This window comes from Bacillus pumilus, from assembly GCF_900186955.1.
Classification (GTDB): Bacteria; Bacillota; Bacilli; order Bacillales; family Bacillaceae; genus Bacillus; species Bacillus pumilus.
Map to the genome: position 1 here is coordinate 3,662,088 of NZ_LT906438.1, position 20,914 is coordinate 3,683,001.

Annotated in this window: 19 protein-coding genes, 1 pseudogene and 2 riboswitches; of the genes and pseudogenes, 7 read left to right on the forward strand and 13 right to left on the reverse strand. The window is 41.3% G+C overall.

Going from position 1 to position 20,914, the window contains the following annotated elements; genetic code table 11:
- Positions 1-161 precede the first annotated feature (161 nt).
- Complete coding sequence (locus CKW02_RS19165) at positions 162-341, forward strand: hypothetical protein (protein ID WP_003215411.1); 180 nt, start codon at positions 162-164, stop codon at positions 339-341.
- A gap of 280 nt (positions 342-621) precedes the next feature.
- On the opposite strand, the gene CKW02_RS19175 is transcribed toward CKW02_RS19165, so the two are convergent.
- Positions 622-1,299, reverse strand: a complete 678-nt coding sequence (locus CKW02_RS19175; protein ID WP_003214558.1) for a DUF3298 and DUF4163 domain-containing protein — start codon at positions 1,297-1,299, stop codon at positions 622-624.
- A gap of 161 nt (positions 1,300-1,460) precedes the next feature.
- Between CKW02_RS19175 and CKW02_RS19180 the strand changes: the two genes are divergently transcribed.
- The 5 genes from CKW02_RS19180 (at position 1,461) to CKW02_RS19200 (ending at position 7,616) form a co-directional block, all read left to right on the forward strand.
- The gene (locus CKW02_RS19180; RefSeq protein WP_181462008.1) at positions 1,461-2,318 is read left to right on the forward strand and encodes a MurR/RpiR family transcriptional regulator; all 858 of its coding nucleotides are present in this window, start codon (positions 1,461-1,463) and stop codon (positions 2,316-2,318) included.
- A gap of 198 nt (positions 2,319-2,516) precedes the next feature.
- Positions 2,517-3,410, forward strand: coding sequence for a 2-hydroxy-3-oxopropionate reductase (gene garR / locus CKW02_RS19185; RefSeq protein WP_003215219.1), 894 nt, complete (start codon positions 2,517-2,519; stop codon positions 3,408-3,410).
- Positions 3,411-3,417: 7 nt separating this feature from the next.
- Positions 3,418-4,839, forward strand: a complete 1,422-nt coding sequence (locus CKW02_RS19190; RefSeq protein WP_003214938.1) for a four-carbon acid sugar kinase family protein — start codon at positions 3,418-3,420, stop codon at positions 4,837-4,839.
- 52 nt (positions 4,840-4,891) lie between these two features.
- Complete coding sequence (locus CKW02_RS19195; protein ID WP_003214671.1) at positions 4,892-6,211, forward strand: gluconate:H+ symporter; 1,320 nt, start codon at positions 4,892-4,894, stop codon at positions 6,209-6,211.
- A gap of 80 nt (positions 6,212-6,291) precedes the next feature.
- A riboswitch (SAM riboswitch) is annotated at positions 6,292-6,404 on the forward strand.
- Between the two features lie 87 nt (positions 6,405-6,491).
- Positions 6,492-7,616 (forward strand): 5-methyltetrahydropteroyltriglutamate--homocysteine S-methyltransferase, encoded by a 1,125-nt coding sequence (locus CKW02_RS19200; protein ID WP_003215409.1) that lies wholly within the window; start codon positions 6,492-6,494, stop codon positions 7,614-7,616.
- 54 nt (positions 7,617-7,670) lie between these two features.
- On the opposite strand, the gene CKW02_RS19205 is transcribed toward CKW02_RS19200, so the two are convergent.
- From CKW02_RS19205 to CKW02_RS19255, 11 genes and pseudogenes are all read right to left on the reverse strand, one after another.
- Complete coding sequence (locus CKW02_RS19205) at positions 7,671-9,089, reverse strand: aryl-phospho-beta-d-glucosidase (protein ID WP_003215024.1); 1,419 nt, start codon at positions 9,087-9,089, stop codon at positions 7,671-7,673.
- Positions 9,061-10,968 (reverse strand): beta-glucoside-specific PTS transporter subunit IIABC, encoded by a 1,908-nt coding sequence (locus tag CKW02_RS19210; RefSeq protein WP_003214828.1) that lies wholly within the window; start codon positions 10,966-10,968, stop codon positions 9,061-9,063. Before CKW02_RS19210 ends, CKW02_RS19205 begins: the two co-directional genes overlap by 29 nt.
- A 327-nt stretch (positions 10,969-11,295) precedes the next feature.
- A complete protein-coding gene (gene licT, locus CKW02_RS19215) occupies positions 11,296-12,129 on the reverse strand; it encodes a BglG family transcription antiterminator LicT (protein ID WP_003214646.1) in 834 nt (277 codons plus the stop codon).
- A gap of 224 nt (positions 12,130-12,353) precedes the next feature.
- Positions 12,354-13,169: a YwqG family protein gene (locus CKW02_RS19220; RefSeq protein WP_003215325.1), complete on the reverse strand. Its 816-nt coding sequence runs from the start codon at positions 13,167-13,169 to the stop codon at positions 12,354-12,356.
- 172 nt (positions 13,170-13,341) lie between these two features.
- A pseudogene (locus CKW02_RS20775) lies at positions 13,342-13,680 on the reverse strand (methyl-accepting chemotaxis protein); the annotation flags it as partial.
- Positions 13,681-14,269: 589 nt separating this feature from the next.
- Positions 14,270-15,067, reverse strand: a complete 798-nt coding sequence (locus CKW02_RS19230; RefSeq protein ID WP_231953209.1) for an energy-coupling factor transporter transmembrane component T family protein — start codon at positions 15,065-15,067, stop codon at positions 14,270-14,272.
- Positions 15,057-16,655 (reverse strand): ABC transporter ATP-binding protein, encoded by a 1,599-nt coding sequence (locus CKW02_RS19235; protein ID WP_003214546.1) that lies wholly within the window; start codon positions 16,653-16,655, stop codon positions 15,057-15,059. The genes CKW02_RS19230 and CKW02_RS19235 overlap by 11 nt, the downstream gene beginning before the upstream one ends.
- Positions 16,630-17,229 carry an ECF transporter S component gene (locus tag CKW02_RS19240; RefSeq protein WP_003215404.1) on the reverse strand — a complete coding sequence of 200 codons (600 nt, stop codon included), beginning with the start codon at positions 17,227-17,229 and terminating at the stop codon, positions 16,630-16,632. The genes CKW02_RS19235 and CKW02_RS19240 overlap by 26 nt, the downstream gene beginning before the upstream one ends.
- The gene (gene tenA, locus CKW02_RS19245; protein ID WP_003215030.1) at positions 17,226-17,912 is read right to left on the reverse strand and encodes a thiaminase II; all 687 of its coding nucleotides are present in this window, start codon (positions 17,910-17,912) and stop codon (positions 17,226-17,228) included. The genes CKW02_RS19240 and tenA overlap by 4 nt, the downstream gene beginning before the upstream one ends.
- A gap of 87 nt (positions 17,913-17,999) precedes the next feature.
- Positions 18,000-18,103, reverse strand: a riboswitch (TPP riboswitch).
- 56 nt (positions 18,104-18,159) lie between these two features.
- The gene (locus CKW02_RS19250) at positions 18,160-19,287 is read right to left on the reverse strand and encodes a hypothetical protein (RefSeq protein WP_003215090.1); all 1,128 of its coding nucleotides are present in this window, start codon (positions 19,285-19,287) and stop codon (positions 18,160-18,162) included.
- A 141-nt stretch (positions 19,288-19,428) separates the two neighbouring features.
- On the reverse strand, positions 19,429-20,085 hold the full coding sequence (locus CKW02_RS19255) for a type 1 glutamine amidotransferase domain-containing protein (protein WP_003215149.1): 657 nt from the start codon (positions 20,083-20,085) through the stop codon (positions 19,429-19,431).
- 255 nt (positions 20,086-20,340) lie between these two features.
- Here CKW02_RS19255 and CKW02_RS20380 point away from each other — a divergent pair, with 255 nt between their 5' ends.
- A complete protein-coding gene (locus tag CKW02_RS20380) occupies positions 20,341-20,505 on the forward strand; it encodes a hypothetical protein (protein WP_003214630.1) in 165 nt (54 codons plus the stop codon).
- 34 nt (positions 20,506-20,539) lie between these two features.
- On the opposite strand, the gene CKW02_RS19260 is transcribed toward CKW02_RS20380, so the two are convergent.
- The gene (locus tag CKW02_RS19260; RefSeq protein WP_003215243.1) at positions 20,540-20,911 is read right to left on the reverse strand and encodes a DUF1304 domain-containing protein; all 372 of its coding nucleotides are present in this window, start codon (positions 20,909-20,911) and stop codon (positions 20,540-20,542) included.
- Between the last annotated feature and the right edge of the window lie 3 nt (positions 20,912-20,914).

Genomic DNA, 20,914 nt, shown 5'->3' on the forward strand with positions numbered 1-20,914 from the left:
TAACTGGAAATATAATAGTTAAAAACAACCAGTATTTTAGACCTAAATTAGCAGATCACCTAAACCTTAAGAACTAAACCGATTCTGCTGCATATTTTCAGTTATAAACATCACTCACCCTGTCTACACTTAAAGAATAGGATGAATTGGAGGAATGTCATATGATGATTTTATTGATTATCGCTTCACTTTGCTGCTACTTACTATTCTCTTTCAAAAAAGATAACCGCACACCAAAACGAAAAAGCGCAGAGCTTTCGGAGTTTGAAATCTTTCGTATGCGCCGCCACTACAACGGAAAACGACGTCACCCACTAAACGATGCACCTAAACAAGTATAAATCTGAAAAAGAGCCTCATATGGGGCTCTTTTGTGTGAGTACATAAAAAAAACGACCAGATTCATTGGTCGTTTCAGATTGTTGACAAAGGGCTAAAATGATCTTGATTTTAGCCCTTTGTCTTCTTTTCAGCGTGATAGAAAACCTTTGAAGTCTAGGAAGGGCAAGCACTGGAGCGGAGCGAATTGAACATTCGTGAGCACCAGCGCGCAGACCTGACAACGAATGCGAGGGTTTGTCTACACGCTGAAACGACCAGATTCATTGGTCGTTTTTCCTTTTATTTATACACCTTCGCAGGAACTTGAATCACAGGAATTCCTACATAGTAAGGTGAAATTTCATATGGCTGGAAGACAACAGCAATTCCCTTTTTCGTGAAGTAATACTGCGTGTTGTAGTTGATTTCAATGTCTCTTTTTTTCAGGTTCGCATAGAATTTACTTTTATGTTTCTTTGTATAATTATAGACATAATCTCTCACTTTCGTAAGCTTTTTCTTTGTTTTCACAACGTCTGTCAAGAACAGCTGCTTTGTCTTTTTCTTTGTTAACACATAGTTCATGCTGGAAACCATCGTATCTCCATGCATTCCACCATCATTCATGTAATCATAGTTTAAGATACTGAGCTTCTTCCCATTGTTAAATTTCGTTTTAAACGATCTCTCGTAAGTGATCTTCCCAAAGCCTTCCTTTTTCGCTTCGTCCTTTAAGAACAAGTACGTAGAATAAGAGAATGCGATATCTTCTTTTAAATCACGATTGATGGTTTTCATATGCGCCTTGCTTAGGTTTTTCACCTGTGCATATTTGAATGTTTTTTTCTTTTTATAATAGTGTGTGCTTACTTTTGCTTTTTTTGCTTGTTTGGCATCCGCAGATCCAACTGGCGCAAACAACGAAACAATCAGTGAAAAAATGATCAGACTGATCGTTAGGCCTTTTTTCATTGTCATAGTAAAAACCCCCATTTTTGTCTATTACCAATAGAGTATACCATGACAAAAGAACCAAAAAAAGCAGTATTTACATTTTATTCTTTCTTTTCCCACTTCGGGTTTGTTTACCGTTTTCATAAGTTCCTGTATGCTTAATGTAGAATGCTAGATGAAGTGTGGTGTTTATCATAGAAGAGAATATTTTTAGTCACATTCGGACGACGTTTCATAGTTTGTCTCCGACCCAAAAAAAGATTGCCAATTACATTTTAGAAAATCCTCAGAAAGTTGTGCTTCATTCCATTAGTGCACTCGCTGCTGAATGCAATACTAGTGAAACGACGATCTTTCGGTTTCTACGAAAAATTGGCTATGAATCGTACCAAGTGTTTCGTGTCCATGTCGCACAGGATATTGCAACCAATACGCCTCAATCCATATACGGTGAGATCGAGGCATCCGATAGTGTAGCTGACATTAAACATAAGGTCATAGAGTTAACAACAAACTCTATTCAAGATATGAAGCATATATTAGAAGACCAAGCCGTCACACAATTCATTGAACAAATGAAGCAGGCACATAAAACCGTCTTCTTTGGAGCAGGTGCATCCAGCTTTATTGCTGGAGATGCTTATCATAAATTCCTCCAGCTTGGTTTTGAAGTGAGTCTATGCAGTGATCCGCATATGATGAACATGATTGCTACTCACGCCACGGAACACGATTTTATCGTTGCGATCTCCCATTCAGGAGAGAGTAGAGAAATTCTTGATGCCGTGCAATTTGCTAAAGAAAAGGGAGCAAAGGTTGCCTCTATCACCAGCTATCCGAAATCAGAGCTCGCAAAGCGATCTGACTTTCATCTGCTCAGTTCTTCCAGGGAGACAACCTATCGATCTGACTCTATGATCTCCCGTATTAACCAGCTTGTAATCATTGATGTACTATACGTCGCCGCTGTTTTAGAACTAGGATCAGATGCCATTGAAAACGTGAAACAATCTCGATTAGCCGTAGCTAAAAATAAAACATGAACGCAAAAGGCCGGAGCTGATTCCGGTCTTTTTTTGTGACTTTTCTCATATTTTCCGTTGACACGTTCCTATCACGTCATGTACATTAAATGAACAATAGTTTATTTCCTACTATTAAAACAAAAATATAGTATATATACTAACAAAAGAAAAAGAAAGCGCTTTTTATAAGGGTTTTCTATATAGGAGGCGTTCAATGTGACAAAGAAAATTGGATTCATTGGATTAGGTATTATGGGAAAGCCTATGGCACTCAATCTATTAAAAGCCGGTCATACTGTGACTGTTTTCGATCTAAATGAGGAAGCGATTCGAGCGTTACAAGAAGCCGGAGCAAAAGGTGCTGTTTCAGCAGCTGATGCCGCTTCTGAAAGCGATATCATCATCACAATGCTTCCTAAAGGAGAGCATGTAGAGGCAGTTGTTGCAGGTGATCATGGCATTTTAACTACAGCTAAACCTGGCACTGTTGTCGTAGATATGAGCTCAATTTCCCCTGTTACTTCTAGAGCTTTAGCTGCTCTTACAAAACAGCATCAGGTGGAATTTATCGACGCACCTGTCAGCGGCGGAGAACCGAAGGCAATAGACGGAACACTTGCCATCATGGCTGGCGGCGAAGAAACCATCTTTGAGCAAGTGAAGGATGTCCTGCTTGCGATGGGCACAGAAGTTGTATTAGTTGGCACAAATGGAAGCGGAACAACAGCGAAGCTCGCCAATCAAATCATCGTCAACTTAAATATTGCCGCTATGTCCGAGGCGCTCGTTCTTGCCGCTAAATCGGGCATTGCCATTGACAAAATGTATGAAGCCATTCGCGGCGGGCTGGCAGGAAGTGCCGTTCTCGATGCAAAGGTCCCTCTCATCTTAGAACGAAACTTTGAACCAGGCGGACGTATCGACATCAACTTAAAGGATTTAACCAATGTGATGGAAACTGCTCATGATATCGGCGTTCCTCTCCCGCTTTCTAGCCAGCTGCTTGAAATCTTCCACGCCCTCAAAGCGGACGGAAAATCTGGGCTTGACCATGGCGGCATCGTTCAATATTACGAAAAAATGGCTCATGTCGAAGTGAAGAAAGGATGAGATGGTCATGAAGAAAAGCACTGACATACTGAATGCCATTCCGAAAGCGGATGCAAAGATCATTCAATCAGCACACGAACAAGCACTGAACAGCTTTCATCATAAAGTCATTGTATTAGATGATGATCCAACAGGGATTCAAACCGTACATAGCGTCTCTGTTTTCACCGATTGGTCAGAAGAAAGCATCGAAGCCGGTTTTCTTGAAGACAGCCGCATGTTCTTTATTTTGACCAATTCTCGCAGCATGACAGAGAAGGAAACGACTGCTGTGCACGAAACAATCGCTTCAACAATTGTGAAGGTAGCGGAACGGGTTGATCAGAATTTCATTATTGTCAGCCGAGGAGATTCCACTCTTCGTGGACACTTTCCTCTGGAAACTGAAGTACTCAGAACCACGATTGAACAACAAAGCTCCCGCCAATTCGATGGAGAAATCCTTCTTCCTTTTTTCCAAGAAGGTGGACGATTGACGATCAACAATATTCATTACGTCCAAGAAGGACACGAATTAATTCCTGCTGGTGAAACAGAATTTGCACGAGATCGCACATTCGGCTTTCAATCATCTCATCTCGGAGAATGGATTGAAGAAAAGTCAGACGGTTCGTTCACGAAAGAGAACACCACCTACATTTCGTTAGATGATCTACGGGCTTTACGAATTGATCAAATAAAAAAACAGCTCATGAGTGTGACCGATTTTAAAAAGGTGGTTGTAAACGCTGTGGACTATGACGATGTCAAAGTCTTTGTCACCGCTCTCATTAAGGCCATTCAAGCAGGAAAGCAACTCATGTTCAGAAGTGCGGCGGCACTTACAAAAGTTCTTGGCGGTATAGAGGATCGTGCCTTATTAACAAGACATGACTTGATACAAGAACAAAGCCCGCACGGTGGTCTCATTATGATTGGTTCTCATGTGAAGAAGACAACAGATCAATTAAAAGCGCTTCAACAAAATAAAGAGGTAGCTTTTATTGAGTTTAATACACATCTCGTGCTGGAGCCTGAACTATTTCATCAAGAAATTGACCGCGTGATTCAGCAAACTGAGGCATTATTAGCATCTGGTCAATCTGTGGCGGTTTATACAAGAAGAGAACGGCTTGATCTTGGGGATGATCGTCAGGAGGAAGAATTAAAGCTCTCTGTAAAGATTAGTGATGCTGTGACAAGCATTGTCCAGCGTCTCACAATTCGCCCTAAGTATCTCATTGCCAAAGGTGGCATTACCTCCAGTGATATTGGAACTAGAGGACTTCACGTGAAACGCGCAACTGTGGCAGGGCAGATCAGACCAGGCATTCCCGTTTGGCAAACAGGCGAAGATAGTAAATTCCCTTTCATGTCTTATGTGATTTTCCCGGGAAATGTTGGTTCAAGGGATACGTTAAAAGAAGCTGTAGACATACTTGAAGGATAAAGCATAGGGGGCGTTTTCGCGCTCCCTTATGCACCACAAAGGAGGAAAGATCATGTCGTTAGTGTTTATCGGACTTGGCGTTTTATTATTGCTTTTACTCATGGTTGTCTTTAAGTTAAACGCTTTCATATCTTTGATTATTGTTTCTTTAATTGTTGCTGTTTTAGAAGGAATGTCTCCGCTTGAAGCGATTGCTTCCGTCGAAAAAGGACTCGGCAGTACGCTCGGGCACCTCGCACTTGTTCTCGGTTTTGGGGCGATGCTTGGTAAATTGATGGCTGATTCTGGCGGAGCTCAGCGTATTGCGATGACACTCATTGACCGATTCGGTATTGGAAAAATTCAATGGGCAACGATGCTGACGGGATTTGTGATCGGAATTGCTCTATTTTATGAAACCGGATTCATTATCTTAATTCCACTAGTCTTTACGATCGCACAAGCTGCAAGACTACCTGTGCTTTATGTGGGTATGCCGCTCGTCGCTGCACTCATCACCACACATGGCTTCCTCCCTCCTCACCCAGGGCCGACTGCCATTGCAAATGTATTTCAAGCAAACATGGGACAAACCTTATTAGTTGGGATTATTTTAGCGATTCCTGCTGTTTTAATAGGCGGACTTCTCTTTACGAAACTATTTAAAAAAGATCAGTTGCACGCACATATTCCAAAGAACTTATTTAATCCAAAGGAATTTACAGAAGAAGAAATGCCAAGCTTCGGCATTAGCATTTTCACCGCTGTTTTGCCTGTATTGCTCATGACATTCAGAGCAGTTTTAGAAATTTTCTTCCCGTCCTCCCCATTACTGCCAACCGCTGAGTTTTTAGGTGAACCGGCGATTGCACTGTTAATCTCCGTGCTCCTTGCTATCTACACGTTTGGACTTGGCAGAGGCAAGAGCATGCAGGATGTGATGAAATCGATCACAGATTCTATCGGTTCTATTGCCATGATTTTATTAATTATTGCAGGTGGCGGCGCCTTTAAACAGGTGCTCATTGATAGCGGGGTTGATCAATACATTGCAGGAATCATGCAAGGAAGCACGCTTTCTCCACTGCTTCTCACATGGCTGATTGCTGCGGTCCTTCGTGTATCTTTAGGATCAGCCACCGTCGCCGGTCTCACAGCGGCTGGCATTTCTGCTCCTTTGATTGGATTGACAGGTGTGAGCCCAGAATTAATGGTGATCGCAACAGGTGCCGGCAGTATTACGTTCTCTCACGTGAATGATGCGGGTTTCTGGATTTACAAAGAATACTTTAACCTGTCCATGGCCCAAACCTTTAAAACGTGGACATTGATGGTGACCGTTCTTTCACTTGTCGGACTAGCGGGTGTTCTCGTCGCTGATTTGTTCATGTAGAAAATTAACTGTAAAAACCATTGACTTTCTCTCGGAAAAGTTGAATAATTATGTTTATTAAGAAAATTGAATCAAAGGTAACCTTATTAAGAGTGGTGGAGGGACTGGCCCTGTGAAACCCGGCAACCGCTGTTCCTCGGAACAGAATGGTGCTAATTCCTTAAGCAAGCAGATGCTTGTTTGAAGATAAGGCAGAGTTCTCTCAGTATATGATGCTCTTCCTTATCCAAGGAAGAGCTTTTTTATTTGATTTTTAACCTTTAGAAAGAAGGGATTCAGCATGACACAAGTACAAACCATTGGAAAGAAAACAACGAAACCGCCATTTCGCGCAGATCAAGTAGGCAGTTTACTTCGTTCAGAACGTATCAAGGAAGCACGCAAGCAAAAAGCAGACGGCACACTGACAGCAGAGCAGCTCCGACAAATTGAAAATGAAGAAATCACTCGTATTGTTGAGAAGCAAAAGGAAATTGGATTAGAGGTTGTCACAGATGGCGAATTCAGACGTGCTTGGTGGCATTTTGACTTTCTTGAGGGGCTCGATGGGGTCGAAGGATTTGAAGCGGATCAAGGTATTCAATTCCACAATACGACGACAAAAGCACGGGGCATCAAAGTAACGGGCAAAATTGATTTTACAGATCATCCAATGCTGGAGGATTATCGATTCCTTCACAGCATCGCTGGGGATCATACGGCTAAAATGACGATTCCAAGTCCGAATATGCTCTTTTTCCGTGGAAAGCTTGAAGAAGGAGTATACGACAGCCTAGAGGCATTCCACCATGATGTGGCACAGGCGTATAAGAAGGCCATCCGTGCTTTTTATGATGCAGGCTGCCGCTACTTGCAGCTGGATGATACAGCATGGGCCGTGTTCTTTTCTGAAAAAGGGCATGAACAAATCAAAGCCTTTGGCCGAGAAGAAGATGAACTGCGTGAGTCATTTGCGAAAACAATCAATGAAGCAGTTGCCGATCGTCCAGAGGATTTGGTGATCACTATGCACATTTGCCGTGGTAACTTTAAATCGACGTGGGCAGCTGAAGGCGGTTATGAAGCAGCGGCAGAAACGATTTTTGACGGCTTAGATCTGGATGGTCTCTTTTTAGAATTCGACGACGATCGTTCTGGCGGTTTTGAACCCCTTCGCTATGTGAAGAACCCAAACCTCCAAATCGTACTAGGGCTTGTCACTTCAAAATATGGTGAGCTTGAGCCTGCTGAACAGATTAAAAAACGAATCAAGGAAGCAGCTCAATACGTTGACATTAACCAGATTTGCTTGAGTCCGCAATGCGGGTTCGCCTCAACGGAGGAAGGCAATTTGTTAACAGAAGAGCAGCAATGGGAAAAGCTTCGTCATGTGATTGAGATTGCAGATCAAGTGTGGACTTCATAGTCCCCTTGACGAAAAAAAGACAAACCGCAGTATGAACGGTTTGTCTTTTTTCTTTTATGCATCTAAATGATTACCATTTGTCGCAATCACTTGTTTATACCAATCGAAGCTTTTCTTTTTCTTTCTATCTAATGTACCTTTTCCTTCGTTATCACGGTCGACATAAATGAAGCCGTAGCGTTTTTTCATTTCAGCTGTTGATGCGCTGACAAGGTCAATTGGGCCCCAGCTTGTATAACCCATCAAGTCTACTCCGTCTGCAATGGCTTCTCTCGCCTCTAGCAAATGGCTTCTGAGGTAATCAATTCGGTAATCGTCTTGAATGGAACCGTCTTCTTCTACTTGATCGACAGCTCCCAATCCATTTTCTACGATAAACAATGGTTTTTGGTAGCGGTCATATAGTTGGTTTAGTGTTGTACGAAGTCCTTTTGGATCAATTTGCCAGCCCCAATCACTTGCTTCTAGATAAGGGTTTTTCACGCCTTCAAATAGGTTACCACCAGTCACTTGTCCAAGAATCTCTGGATCTGTACTTGTCACAAAGCTCATGTAATAGCTGAAGCCAATATAGTCCACTGTATGGTTTCTTAGGATGTCTTCATCACCATCTTGGATCTCAATATGAATTCCATTTTCGCGGAAGTATCGTTTCATGTAACCTGGGTAGTAGCCTCTTGCCTGTACATCTGAGAAGAACAATGTTTTACGATCTTGATCAATCGCTGCAAACATATCTTCTGGTCTTGAGCTGTACGGATAAGTTGTCATCGCTGCGATCATACAGCCGATTTTCGCATCAGGAATGATTTCGTGTCCTGCTTTGACAGCTAAAGCACTTGCAACAAATTGGTGATGCGCTGCTTGATATTGAATGCTTTTCTCGTCTTCGCCCTCTTCAAATACAAGTCCGCCACCAGTGAAAGGCGCATGTAACACGACGTTGATTTCATTAAAGGTCATCCAATATTTCACTTTGTCTTTATAGCGAGTAAACAACGTTTTCGCGTATGTTTCATAAAGATCGACAAGCTTACGGTTTCTCCAACCACCGTAGTTTTTCACAAGTGCAAGCGGCATTTCATAATGAGAAATCGTGACAACTGGTTCAATTCCATACTTATGCAGTTCATCAAATACTCTGTCATAAAAAGCAAGACCTGCTTCATTTGGTTCAGCATCGTCGCCATTTGGGAAAATACGTGGCCAAGAAATGGATAGTCTGAAGCATTTGAATCCCATTTCTGCAAAGAGTGCAATATCTTCTTTATAACGATGGTAGAAGTCAATCGCATCATGATATAAGTTCAAGTCTTTCATTGATTCATCGAATGGATGCATAATACCGTGCGGTGATACATCAGCTGTCGATAAGCCTTTTCCATCTTTATTATAAGCACCTTCAATTTGGTTGCCTGCAACAGCGCCGCCCCATAAGAAACCTTTAGGAAATGTTTTTTCTAACTTGTTCATGTTGAATGCCCTCCTCGTTTTCTTCTACACTGACTGTGAGCAGTGTCTCTTGTACTGAAATCGTGCCTTCTGTTTTCGCATCAACTTGTGCAAAATCGTTTGTGTTGGTCACAATAATTGGTGTGGTGACATCATAGCCTTCTTGCTGAATGCCCTCGATATCAAATTCAACGAGCACATCTCCTGCTTGAACAAGATCACCTGACTCTACATGACTTGTGAAATGCTTTCCGCCAAGCTTCACCGTATCAATTCCAACATGTATGAGAAGCTCTGTGCCTTGGTCACTCTTTAAGCCAATGGCATGCTTCGTTTGGAAAATGGTTTCAACCTTGCCATTGAATGGTGCTACTACACGTCCAACTGTTGGGACAATGGCTGTACCTTTACCCATGATTTCATTTGAGAATGTTGCATCATTTACTTGATTTAGCGGCTTTAGTTGACCTTCAAGCGGGCTTTGTACCACTTCATTTTGAAGTGCTGCTGTGTCTTTCTTTTCTTCTGGTTTGTCTGCTTTTGTATCATCTTTCACTGGTACATCTTTGAATCCTAGAACAAGTGTCATGATGGTTGCTACAACAAAACCGATGACTAATCCAATGATGGAGTAGACAAATGTTGGGCCAATGAATGTTGGGAGACCCGGGAGACCTGCTGATCCAGATATCACATATGATTTTACTTTAAAGATCGACATGAACACGCCGCCTGCTGCTGCACCAATAAGGGCTGCAAGGAACGGTTTTTTCAATCGCATGTTCACACCATACATAGCAGGTTCAGTAATACCCATTAATGCAGTGATACTTGTAGACATCGCCAATGATTTGAATGTTTTGTTTTTTGATCTTAAGAAGACACCGAATGCTGCGCCTGCTTGTGCCATATTTGCTACAAACATCATTGGAAGAATGAAGTCAAAACCGTTTAACGTAATATTGTTGATCATGATTGGAAGTAGTGCATAGTGCATACCCGTAATGATCAATGGTGACATGAAGCCGCCGATCAAGAATCCAGCCAAAATACCTGCATGTTTGAACAATAAATCAATTCCACCTGAAAGGCCATTTCCGATAATCCCACCAAGCGGTCCTACTGCGATAAGCATAATTGGTACTACGACAAGAAGTGTGACCGTTGGAACAAGGATGATCTTCAATGATTTTGGGCTATATTTTTCCGCGAATCTTTCAACATATGAGCCGAGCCAGATGGTGAGTAGAATCGGAATGACCGATGAAGAGTACACAACGGCAACCACTGGTAGCCCTAGAAATTCTGTATTTCCTGCGCCTAGTAAAGCCGTTAACTGCGGGTGCAGTGCGGCGGCTGCAATGGCAGCGGCGATATACTGATTTGTGCCAATTTTTTTGGCTACGCTTACAGCAAGCAGAATCGGTAAGAAGTAAAAGGCTCCGTCGCCGATAGCTGTTAAAATTGCATATGTGCTGCTTTTATCCGATATCCACTGGAACGTAAGCATGAGTGCCAAGATCCCTTTGATCATACCGGCACCAGCAATGGCTGGAAGAATCGGTGTGAAGACACCAGAGATAAAATCGAAAAGCTTAGATATCACATTTTGTTTTGACGCTTCTTCTGTACCGCCTGACTTTACATCTGTTGACAGTCCTGAGTCAGCAATCATCGCTTGATAGACATTTGAAACATCATTGCCAATAATGACATGATATTGACCTCCGCTTTGATTCACACCCATGACGCCGTCTGTTGATTGCAGCTTCTCCTTATCCGCTTTGCCTTCATCGTATAAGTTGAAGCGAAGTCTTGTCATACAATGCGTGACTTGCTTAACATTCTTTTCACCGCCGACAAGCTCTAGAACTTCTTTTGCTGTTTGTTTGTGGTTCATTGTATTACCCTCCAATCGTTGATTAAATCATGATATAGAAAAAACCTAAACATCCATTAATGTCCGAAAAATAGCGATTCAGACATTAATCGATATTTAGGTTTTGCCTGCTTAACCAGTAACAATCCTTCATAGCGATTGATCGTTATTTAATTTTTATAAGTCTTTGGATATAAAAAAACCTAAATCATGCCTTATCAAAGATAGGGACAATGATTTAGGTTTTGCCTGCTTGACCAGTAACAATCCTAAAAGATTGTGGGTTATTTCGTTTATAGTTATAAATTATCATGTTAATTTTATGATGTCAACGCTTTCTTTTTAAATTTATTTTCTTTTTATCACTCTGTCGATATGCAAAGTTAAATATAGCATCTCATCTTCTATGAGACTTCGGTTGTGTTCTTTTTGAACATAATCGTTAATTTTCTCAGCACATTGGAAAGCTGCAGTGTTTTTCTCTTTTACGACCTCATACAGGAATTCATTTTGATTTTCCATTTGTGTTTCGTTAAACAGACGCTGTCCAAAAAACTTCAAATGCGTGACAAAACGGAAATAGTTTAATGATTCCTCGTCTAAATCAATTTGAAAGTGATACTTGACGATATTTAAAATATCTTGAATGAGTTTGGTAATTTGAATCACGTTCGGCATTTCTTCATTGAGCTCTGCATTGACAATGTGCATCGCAATAAAACCGGCTTCATCCTCAGGAAGATGAATGTTGAGCTTGTCCTGAATAATCCGAATCGCTTCTAAACCACACATAAACTCATCTTTATACAACCGCTTAATTTCCCAGAGCAAGGCATTTTTGATGTCCATTCCTTTTTGATGACGTTCAATAGCAAAGGTGATATGATCTGTCAGTGTCACATAGATGCTGTCATTCAAATTTTTATTAAGGGTTGTTCTCGCATGATCAATAATCGCCTCACACACTTGCATATACTCGATTGGAATATCATAAAGCAGGGTTTTGAATTTTTCTGATATATCTTTATTTTGAATGGAAAATACTTTCTCAATACGTTCTTCGTCAATCGGGTCTCCACTTTTCTTTTGAAAAGCGATCCCTCTGCCCATAATGACCAGCTCATGCTGCTCGTCATCATACGCACTGACCACATTATTATTGATTACTTTCGAAATGATCAATTGATACCCCCCAGTACATTCCGCTTTTTCGAGCATCTCATTGTTGATTGATATGTCATGTTATTATTATTTTCAAAAAAGAGGACTTTAAGATGATTTTACATTTTTTTTTGATACGGTCAACTAGAAAGAATGACATATTACCTCTCAAAAATGACGAAATAGGGGCAAAAAAGTCTAAAAACATACACAAAAACACTCTATAAAGAGTGTTTTTTACAAAATTAGGAGCAATCCCAATTATAGACGACATTCTCGAAATTTTTTCGTTTGAGGTCTTCTGGTTTGATAAAAAAGTTGGCGATTCCGCAATCTCCCCACAACATGTCCACTTCATCATCTGAGTCGATTTGTAATAACAGAACGGTATGTTCCTGGTCTTCGTAGGTACGCGGGTCCTCTTGTGTAAAGCCTGGATATCCACCCAATTTGTGACCAAAGCCACTCTCTGTCTCATAAAATTCATCTAACAAGGCATCTGCTTCATCTCCATCAATACCTTCTATATCTTCGAATAGGTCCCAGCTTCGCTTACCTGTGATTTTCTCAAAGCGGAAATCTTCTACACTAATCGTTTCACTTGATCGTTCACCTGTAATGGCGCCTTCCTTCGTTACAGGAAAATAAAAATCATCAGGAATTTTCACAAAAGAAAAATCAGTCAACAACTCTTCTTCTGCCAAGAAAGGTTCCTCAATAAATTTGATCCGAAAATCTTTTTGCTCTGTTTTTTGGTCAATATTCATCCCATAAAGATCATCATGCACAGAAATAAAAATTTGCAGAAGTCCTGTTTCTGGATAATCCTTCAGCTTCGGCAGCTGGCCAAAATTAATTTGTGCCAAAAGCTTCATAGGGTGTCCTTCACCATCAACTGGATATTCATCGTTTTTAGGGAAGTAAGGATCACCTGCAATTTTGCTGTCGTATGGTCCTGTTTTTCCTTGTTTCATCTTTAGTTGAATCGTTGGCTGTTCCGTTTGATCTAACATTTTACGGTAAGGTGCTATGATTTCTTGCAGCTTCGCTGATTGTGTCACGATGGTCTTCCTCCTTATGAATAGGTCTACTGACCAGGGTAGTATCTCTTTTTCTATCATACAGAAGTGTACACTGCCTGTCAGCGATCAATCGGTCAATATCCTAACAAGTTCCTTACCTTAAAACGAAAAAAACCTCCGATTGATCTGGAGGTTGTGGTCGATCTATTTTTTATTTCACTTGATAATTCACTAAGTCTTCTGCGAGTGATTTCATCGTTTCATTTGTTTCATGGAGACCTTCAATAATTTTTGTGAACGTGCCTACAAGCTCTGCTTGATGCTCAGAAGAAGCGACAATTTGTGCTATTTCTTCTTCCATTCCTTTAATCGACCCCTGTACATCTTTTAGCGCTGTTTCAATATCAGTCGTCGCTTGTTTGGCGTGAGTTGACAGCTTTCTCACTTCCGTTGCGACCACTCCGAAGCCTGCTCCTGCTTCACCTACTCTTGCAGCCTCAATTGATGCGTTGAGTCCAAGTAAGTTCGTTTGATCAGAGATACCTTTGATAAGATTGGACACTTGATTGATTTTAGAGGAGTTTTCTACAGTGGTTTTCGTGTTTTGTAGAATTTGTTCACTTGTCGCTTGTAGTTCCTCTGAATGTGCAGCAACTTGCTGTACCATTGCGACTAGTTTTTCGGAAGCTTCGTTGCTCTCTGTCATGATGTCATCTAATCGTTGTTGATTGGTCTGATCATAGGCAACGCAGAAAGCAGCGACTACTTGACCCGCTTCATCTTTAATTGGAACGGCTACAATATCCATTGGAATCCCGTATACTTCTTTCGGAATTTGAATAAACGATGGCTCTCTCCCATTTTTCAACATAGAAAAGTTTTCGAACCCTGGAGCTACGATATCCCCAGCTTTAAACCCTAGGTCAATGTTTCCATGTTGCTGATAATAAAGAACCTTCTCTTTCCCTAAAACAGAAAAGGTTAGTTGCTCTCTCATAGCTAGTCCAATGATTGGTAAAGCGTCTATTATGTTATCAATTCTCTGTGACATTCGCTCACGTTCATCCTCTCTTTTTCTCAGTACATCCTCTTTATCGGTTCGTTATAAGGTCTATTACAGCCTGTAATGTGCACTAATATCAATCAAATGACCTAAGACATATAAAAAGCCCACATTCTATCAAGAGAATGTGGGTGTTTTTAAAAAAAAAGGACATGCATATCAAAATACTGATACCGATGAGCAAAAGATACATATAGTCGATCCACGAAGTGCTGATGACATGATAATACGTCCGCTCTCTCTCACCCGTGAAGCCTCTTGCTTCCATCGCAATGGCCAACCGTTCTGATTTTCGTACGCCCTGTGTAAAAAGAGGAAGTGCATAACGCATAAAGGCTTTCCAGCTGTTTTTTTGCTTATAGCCTCTGATTTTATGTGCCGCCTTCATTTGCTTTAATTCACTTTGAAATAACGGAATAAACCGGAAGCCAGCAAGCATTCCATACGCCCATTTTGGCGACATTTTGCACTGATGAATGAGGCTCATCATAAATGCTGTCAAATCTGTTGTGGACGTAAACAGGAGACCAAACGTCACAAAGCCAAGCATTCTGAGAGCGATGGTGAGTCCATTTCTTAAACTCTCCTCTGTCATATGGAACCATGCCCATTTCCAAACAGTATGATCCCCCTTGCCAAAGGCCGCCATCATCCAAAACACGAGAATAAAAAAAAGCAGATAAGGGACAAGTCTTGTGAAAAGATACTTCAAATTCCATCCGCCTAAAACAAGTCCAATACCAAGTGCAAACAGCCAGATGATGAAGGTTGTTTTAGGATCAGATATCGCCATGAGACAACACATCGCAAGTAGATGAGTGAGTAATTTGATGACTGGATTCACAGTGGAAAGAAAGGAATGATTACTTTGCAATCGTCAGCACGTCCTTTCTTTCAGCCACATAGCGATAATGCAACGGGGTTCTCAGCTGATAAGCATTGACAAGTTCCCGATTTGAAAACAAATCATAAGGCGTGCCATCATACACATGCTTTTCTTGATGAAAAAGAAGCACTTGATCGGCACACTCATCGACAAGGTCCATATCATGTGTGACCATTAAAATAGTGGTGCCTTGGCGTTGACGATCTTTCAAGCGCCTGATTAATTCCTTCGCTGTTCTTTCATCCTGCCCGAAAGTCGGCTCGTCTAACAATAGGACATCCTGATCAAAAAGGAGCATTGTAGCCACACTCAATCTTCTTTTTTGACCTAGGCTTAAAGTGAAAGGATGAGCTTTTGCATGCTTTTCTAAACCGAACTCTTTCAATAGCTGAACTGTTTTTTCTTGCACAACGGATTCTTGCCAATTACGCTGCCTTCCACCAAATGCAATTTCATCGAACACTGTATCTTGTATGAATTGAAGCTCCGGATTTTGAAACACAAAGCCTGCCTTTTCATATAGTTCTCGGTCTGACCACTTTTTAAGGAGTGTCTCTTTTAAAAAAATGTGGCCTTTTTTCGTTGGCTCTAAACGAACCAAATGTTTAAGACATGTGCTTTTTCCGCTTCCATTTTCCCCAATGATCGCCACCCATTCCCCTGCTTTGATATCAAGCTGAAGATCACTCATAATCCTCTTTTTCCCGTAGCTTAATTGAAGATCTTCTGAACGAATGATGGTCTCCCGCTTAGTCGACGGCACTTTTTCATTCTGCTTCTTTCTTGCTTCAAAGGTTTGCATAAGCTTGTGACTCATTGGATGAAATGGATCTTGAAGGATCGTAGACCATTTCTCGGGAAATAATTTCGGCCTCCAAATTCCTGCCTCTTTCATTTCTTTTTCATATGTCGTCAATACATCTTTTGGAGACCCATCTGCTAAGATGCTGCCTTGATCGTCTAATAAAATCACCCGGTCCATCCATTCAATGACCCCATCTAGCACATGCTCTACAAAAATCATGGTTTGTCGCTGATCAGCTGCAAGCTGCTGTAGAAGCTGAAATATCTCCATTCTTCCTGCTGGATCAAGCTGTGCGGTCGGTTCATCAAAGAACAGCACATCTGGCTCTAACGCTAGTAAACAAGCAAGCGCCAATCGCTGCTTCATGCCGCCAGATAATGTGTGGATGTCTGTATTGGGATCGACATCAAGTTGGACTTTTTGCATGAGCTGCTGAATGATGCCAGCCATCTCGTCACGAGGGACAGAACGGTTCTCTAAGCTAAAGGCAATTTCTTCATTGACGCGATGCATACAAAACTGGGAATCAGGGTCCTGAAACATGACGCCTGTATGTCTTTGCAATATCACTTCGCCCTGCATGTCCGCTTCTAAATGTTCTGGAATGATGCCAGCCAGAACGGAGATGAGCGTGGATTTACCGCTGCCGCTTGGTCCTAAAATAAGCACCTTTTCACCTTTTTGAATGGAAAGAGAGATTTGATGCAACACGGGCTGAGGCTGTTCATAAAAACGGACAGTGAGATTATTGCACGCGAGAAATGAATCCATGCTGTTCACCTTTGTTTCGTTTTTCTTTCATGATGGCATATTGATTCAATACACCGGTTTTAGATAATGCGTCCACCACTACTTTTGCTAAACATCCGCCCAGTATCATTCCGCTGATGATTTGAGTCATCAGTGTGATGAGTAAAACTTGAGGCGTGTAATAACCAAAGCCATTCGCAACGAGGCTGTAAGTCATTGCTCCAACAGCTGCAAAGGCACCTGACAGCATCAGTGTCCACATGCGATATCGTTTATAACCAAAAAGAGCAAAAGCAATTTCTGCCCCAAGCCCTTGGCATACACCAATCAGCAGGGCTGCAAGACCGAAGTGGCTGCCTGTTAGTAATTCCACTGCGGCAGCGGCTGTTTCTGCAATCAGGGCAGCTCCCGGCTTTTGGATGATATACGCGACGATTGGACTGGCAATCACCCAAATGCCAAACATGATGTTGCCTCCTGCTGGGCCAACAAGTGCTGTAATGGGTAAGTAAAGTGTGGACCACCCTAAATAGATGACACCACATGCTACGGATAAAATGACAGCAAGGACAACTTCCTTCATCTTCCATGTCATGATGAATGCACCTCCAATGGAACTGGCCAATCTTCCACCGTAAACGCCATATCCCAAAACTTGTACTCAAGCTGACAGCTTAGGATAAAGTGCTGTTTCATTTTTTCCTTTTCCTTCTCACTTGCTGCTTCCGCCAGCTGATCGAGCCGCTTGCAAAGCTCTACTGTAATAGAGTCGGTTAACCCTCCATAAAATGTGATCCACTCATAAAAAGGATGTGATGGGTCAGGCTGCACATCTGTGAGCATTCGTTTCCCAATTTCCCAATATGTCCAAGGGCATGGAAGCAGGACAGCGATGATTTCTCCAAGCGTGCCTTCCTTGGCAACTTGCAGCATATAATGAATATAGTGATGAGCACTCGGAGCAAGCGGGGCACCTTGGAGCTCATCATATGATACACCTGCCACTCGGCAAAGATTTTGATGAGGGTGTGTCTCACTATCTAGTACAAACGCAATCTGCTGATGGAAAAAGGCAATATCTCCTTTGTCTGTACATCTGCTAAGAGCCGCTGCATAAATTTTAATAAAAGCATGTAAATATTCTGCATCTTGTTTGACGTAATGAATGATCTGTTCCTTTTCCAGCTTTCCTGCTGCCAGCCCTCTGACAAACGGATGCTGATAAATGGCTTCAAATAATGGTTCTGTTTCTTCTCTTAATTGCGCTGAAAACGTCATAAAAAAAGCCTCCTCTTCTTCAGTTGAATAAATGAAAAAGCCACCCCAAATGGAGCGGCCTTCTTATCGATTCAATAATGAATAAGACGAGGTCCAGCTCCACTTCCCTCCGCTAGTACAAACTAGATCAGGTTCAAAGGGTCCAAGATTTTCTCTTGTCTCAGTCATACATGACTCCCCTAGTGGACTTTTGTCATTTAATTATCTTTACTCTACACATGTAGAGATTTGCTGTCAACCGCCTTTCTTAATTCAACGTTCTGATCGTAGGCAGCTTTTCGATCCCTGCAGCATAGTAAAAATTAAGGACACTGAAGAAATCAATTGGTTTTCCCGTTTTCAAATCAACAGCTAAAATATGATCGCCGTAATTTGTCATATCATCAATATCTAAACGCCTTGGCGTTGTCTTTCCAAGTGTATCAACAAAGCTACTATGGTAGTATTGTCCGCTAGCAAACGATGATTCATGATACATAAATAACGTCTCCACATCTAAGTAGACGAGAATGACCTCAGATGAACTCGCATAAGGAGAAGAGTACGATACTGGTGCCGAAATTCTTTTCACTTTCACACTTTCAACAGAATGGGTTCTCTGATCATATTTTCCGTCATAGGAGAAATAAAATACACGCTCCCATTTATAATCGGCGGTCTTAGATTGTTTGTTATACACTTTTGTACCATTAGCGAAAACATCCCCATTCGCATACTCAGCTACAAAGTATTGCAAGGTTGAGGAGAGGGAAACAGCCCCAGTGAAATTGGGTGGGTTTTTTGCATTCACTTGTAACGTGTAAGAGTCTCCGAAATTTCCACCGCTTGTGATACCGAATGCGTAGTCACCTGCTGGTAAATTGGTCAAACCAAGGAGACTGCCTGCTGGCTGAATCAAGTCCGTCGGATAAGCTTGTCCAGTTTCATAATCAACAACAAATAATTGTACGAAATAATCGGGATTTGAAGAGGTAATTCGGCTGATGAGTGCCTGAGGTGAAGTCGTACTTAACAACCATAAATCGACTGGGTCATCCTCTGATAAGACAACCGATTGGTTGATGGCTAGTCCATCAATGGAGCGAACGGAAGATGTACGCATCTTACCATCTTTAGCGGCTTTTCGTTTGATACTGATTCCATTTTTCTTATCTACTTTAAAAGATTTTTTTAGCTGCTTCTTTTGGATAGCGGTTCCTTCATCCTGTTTCAAAAACGAGTCTTGCACTTGCTGAATGGCTTTTTCCGTCAGTGGTGACAATTTCCCATCTGATTTCGGTGCTTCTTCTGCTTTTAATACTGGTGAAAATAAACCTGTTGTGACGAGTAGAATGGATAATAAAGCTACAGTGATTTTTCCATATAATGCTCTCACAGGAACATCCCCTTTTTCCTCAATTGGGTTTTTTACCCTGTGAATATTTTACCATTATTTCATTCATTGTTATGGTCTTTTTTAGGAAATCTTTATGACAAAAAACCAGCCGTATTTGCTACGACTGGTTTTTTGATCACTTTATGAAATGGTTTTAACAAACAGGCGTGCTGTTTCTGCACTAGAACCTGGGTTTTGTCCAGTAATGATTTGTCCGTCAACTACAGCGTATGGTGCAAAGGCATCTCCTTTTTCAAACGCTGCCCCTTGCTCACGAAGTTTTGTTTCCAATAAAAATGGAACTTTTGATGTCAGCTGAACAGCTTCCTCTTCTTCGTTTGTGAAGCCTGTGATTTTTTTACCTTCGATAAATGATTTGCCATCTTGATCCTTCACATCAATGAATGCTGAAACGCCGTGACAAACAGCTCCGACTGCACCATTTTTGTTTGAAATAGCTAAGATTGCATCGGCTACCAGTTGATTAGACGCAAAATCGATCATTGGGCCGTGTCCTCCCGCAAAGAAAATGCCATCATAATCAGCTGGGTTCACATCTGTAAGCGCCTTTGTGTCTTGAAGTAATTCATATACATCTTCATATTGCGCTGGAACACCTTCTGGAATTGAATTTTTATCAATAGGGACAGTTCCACCTTGAATAGAGACAATTTGAACGTCTAGTTCATTTTCTTTAAAAATATGAAATGGCTCTGCCAACTCTTCTAGCCATAAGCCTGTTGGATGTCCGTTCATTTCTGAACTGCTTGTCGATACTAATAACACTTTCTTACTCATCTTGATCATCCTTTCGATTTATCATGTTTTCATTTTACATTTTGCACAATTAAATATCAAACAATTGAACTTCGTTGCAACTCTTTATGGTATACCCGATTTTCTAAAAAATATGGCATGTCATCAAATCTAATCAATATGTCACATTCTATTGGTAGGGAATTTCATGTAAAATTGTCATTGAGTGATATCATATGAGGGTAAGATGGATAGACCTCACGGATGTGAGGGGACTTTTAAAGGAGTGGAAAAGAGATGAAAACCTATTCGATTGTGATGATCATCATCACGCTCTGTATCATATTGGCCGTCTTTTTGATGAACTTAACAGGGGTCATGTATGGGAAAATTATTTTGGCTGTTGCCGTTGCACTATGTCTGACATCTATTATTCGTCTAATGGGTCTTCGAAAAAGATAAAAGCCGCCCTTTACTCGGGCGACTTTATTTACGGTTAAATTGCCAGGATAAGCGCAATTAATGCAAGAAGCGCTGGTACTCCTTGCTTGACGATGATTGATTTATTAGAGGTCACACCGCCAAATACCGCAGCGATGATCACGCAAAGAATGAAAAATAGCTGAATCATATATCCAACAGTATTCGATCCGAGAATGAGCCCCCAAATCAGTCCTGCAGCTAAAAACCCGTTATAAAGCCCTTGATTGGCAAACATCACTTTTACATTTGGATCCTTTTGCAAGTGTTCTGGCAGCTTAAAGGATCTCTTTGCCATCTTTGATTCCATAAAAAACATTTCTAACAACATAATGACAAGGTGTTCTAATGCGACAATTCCTACTAGTATTATTGCTAAAATATTCAATTT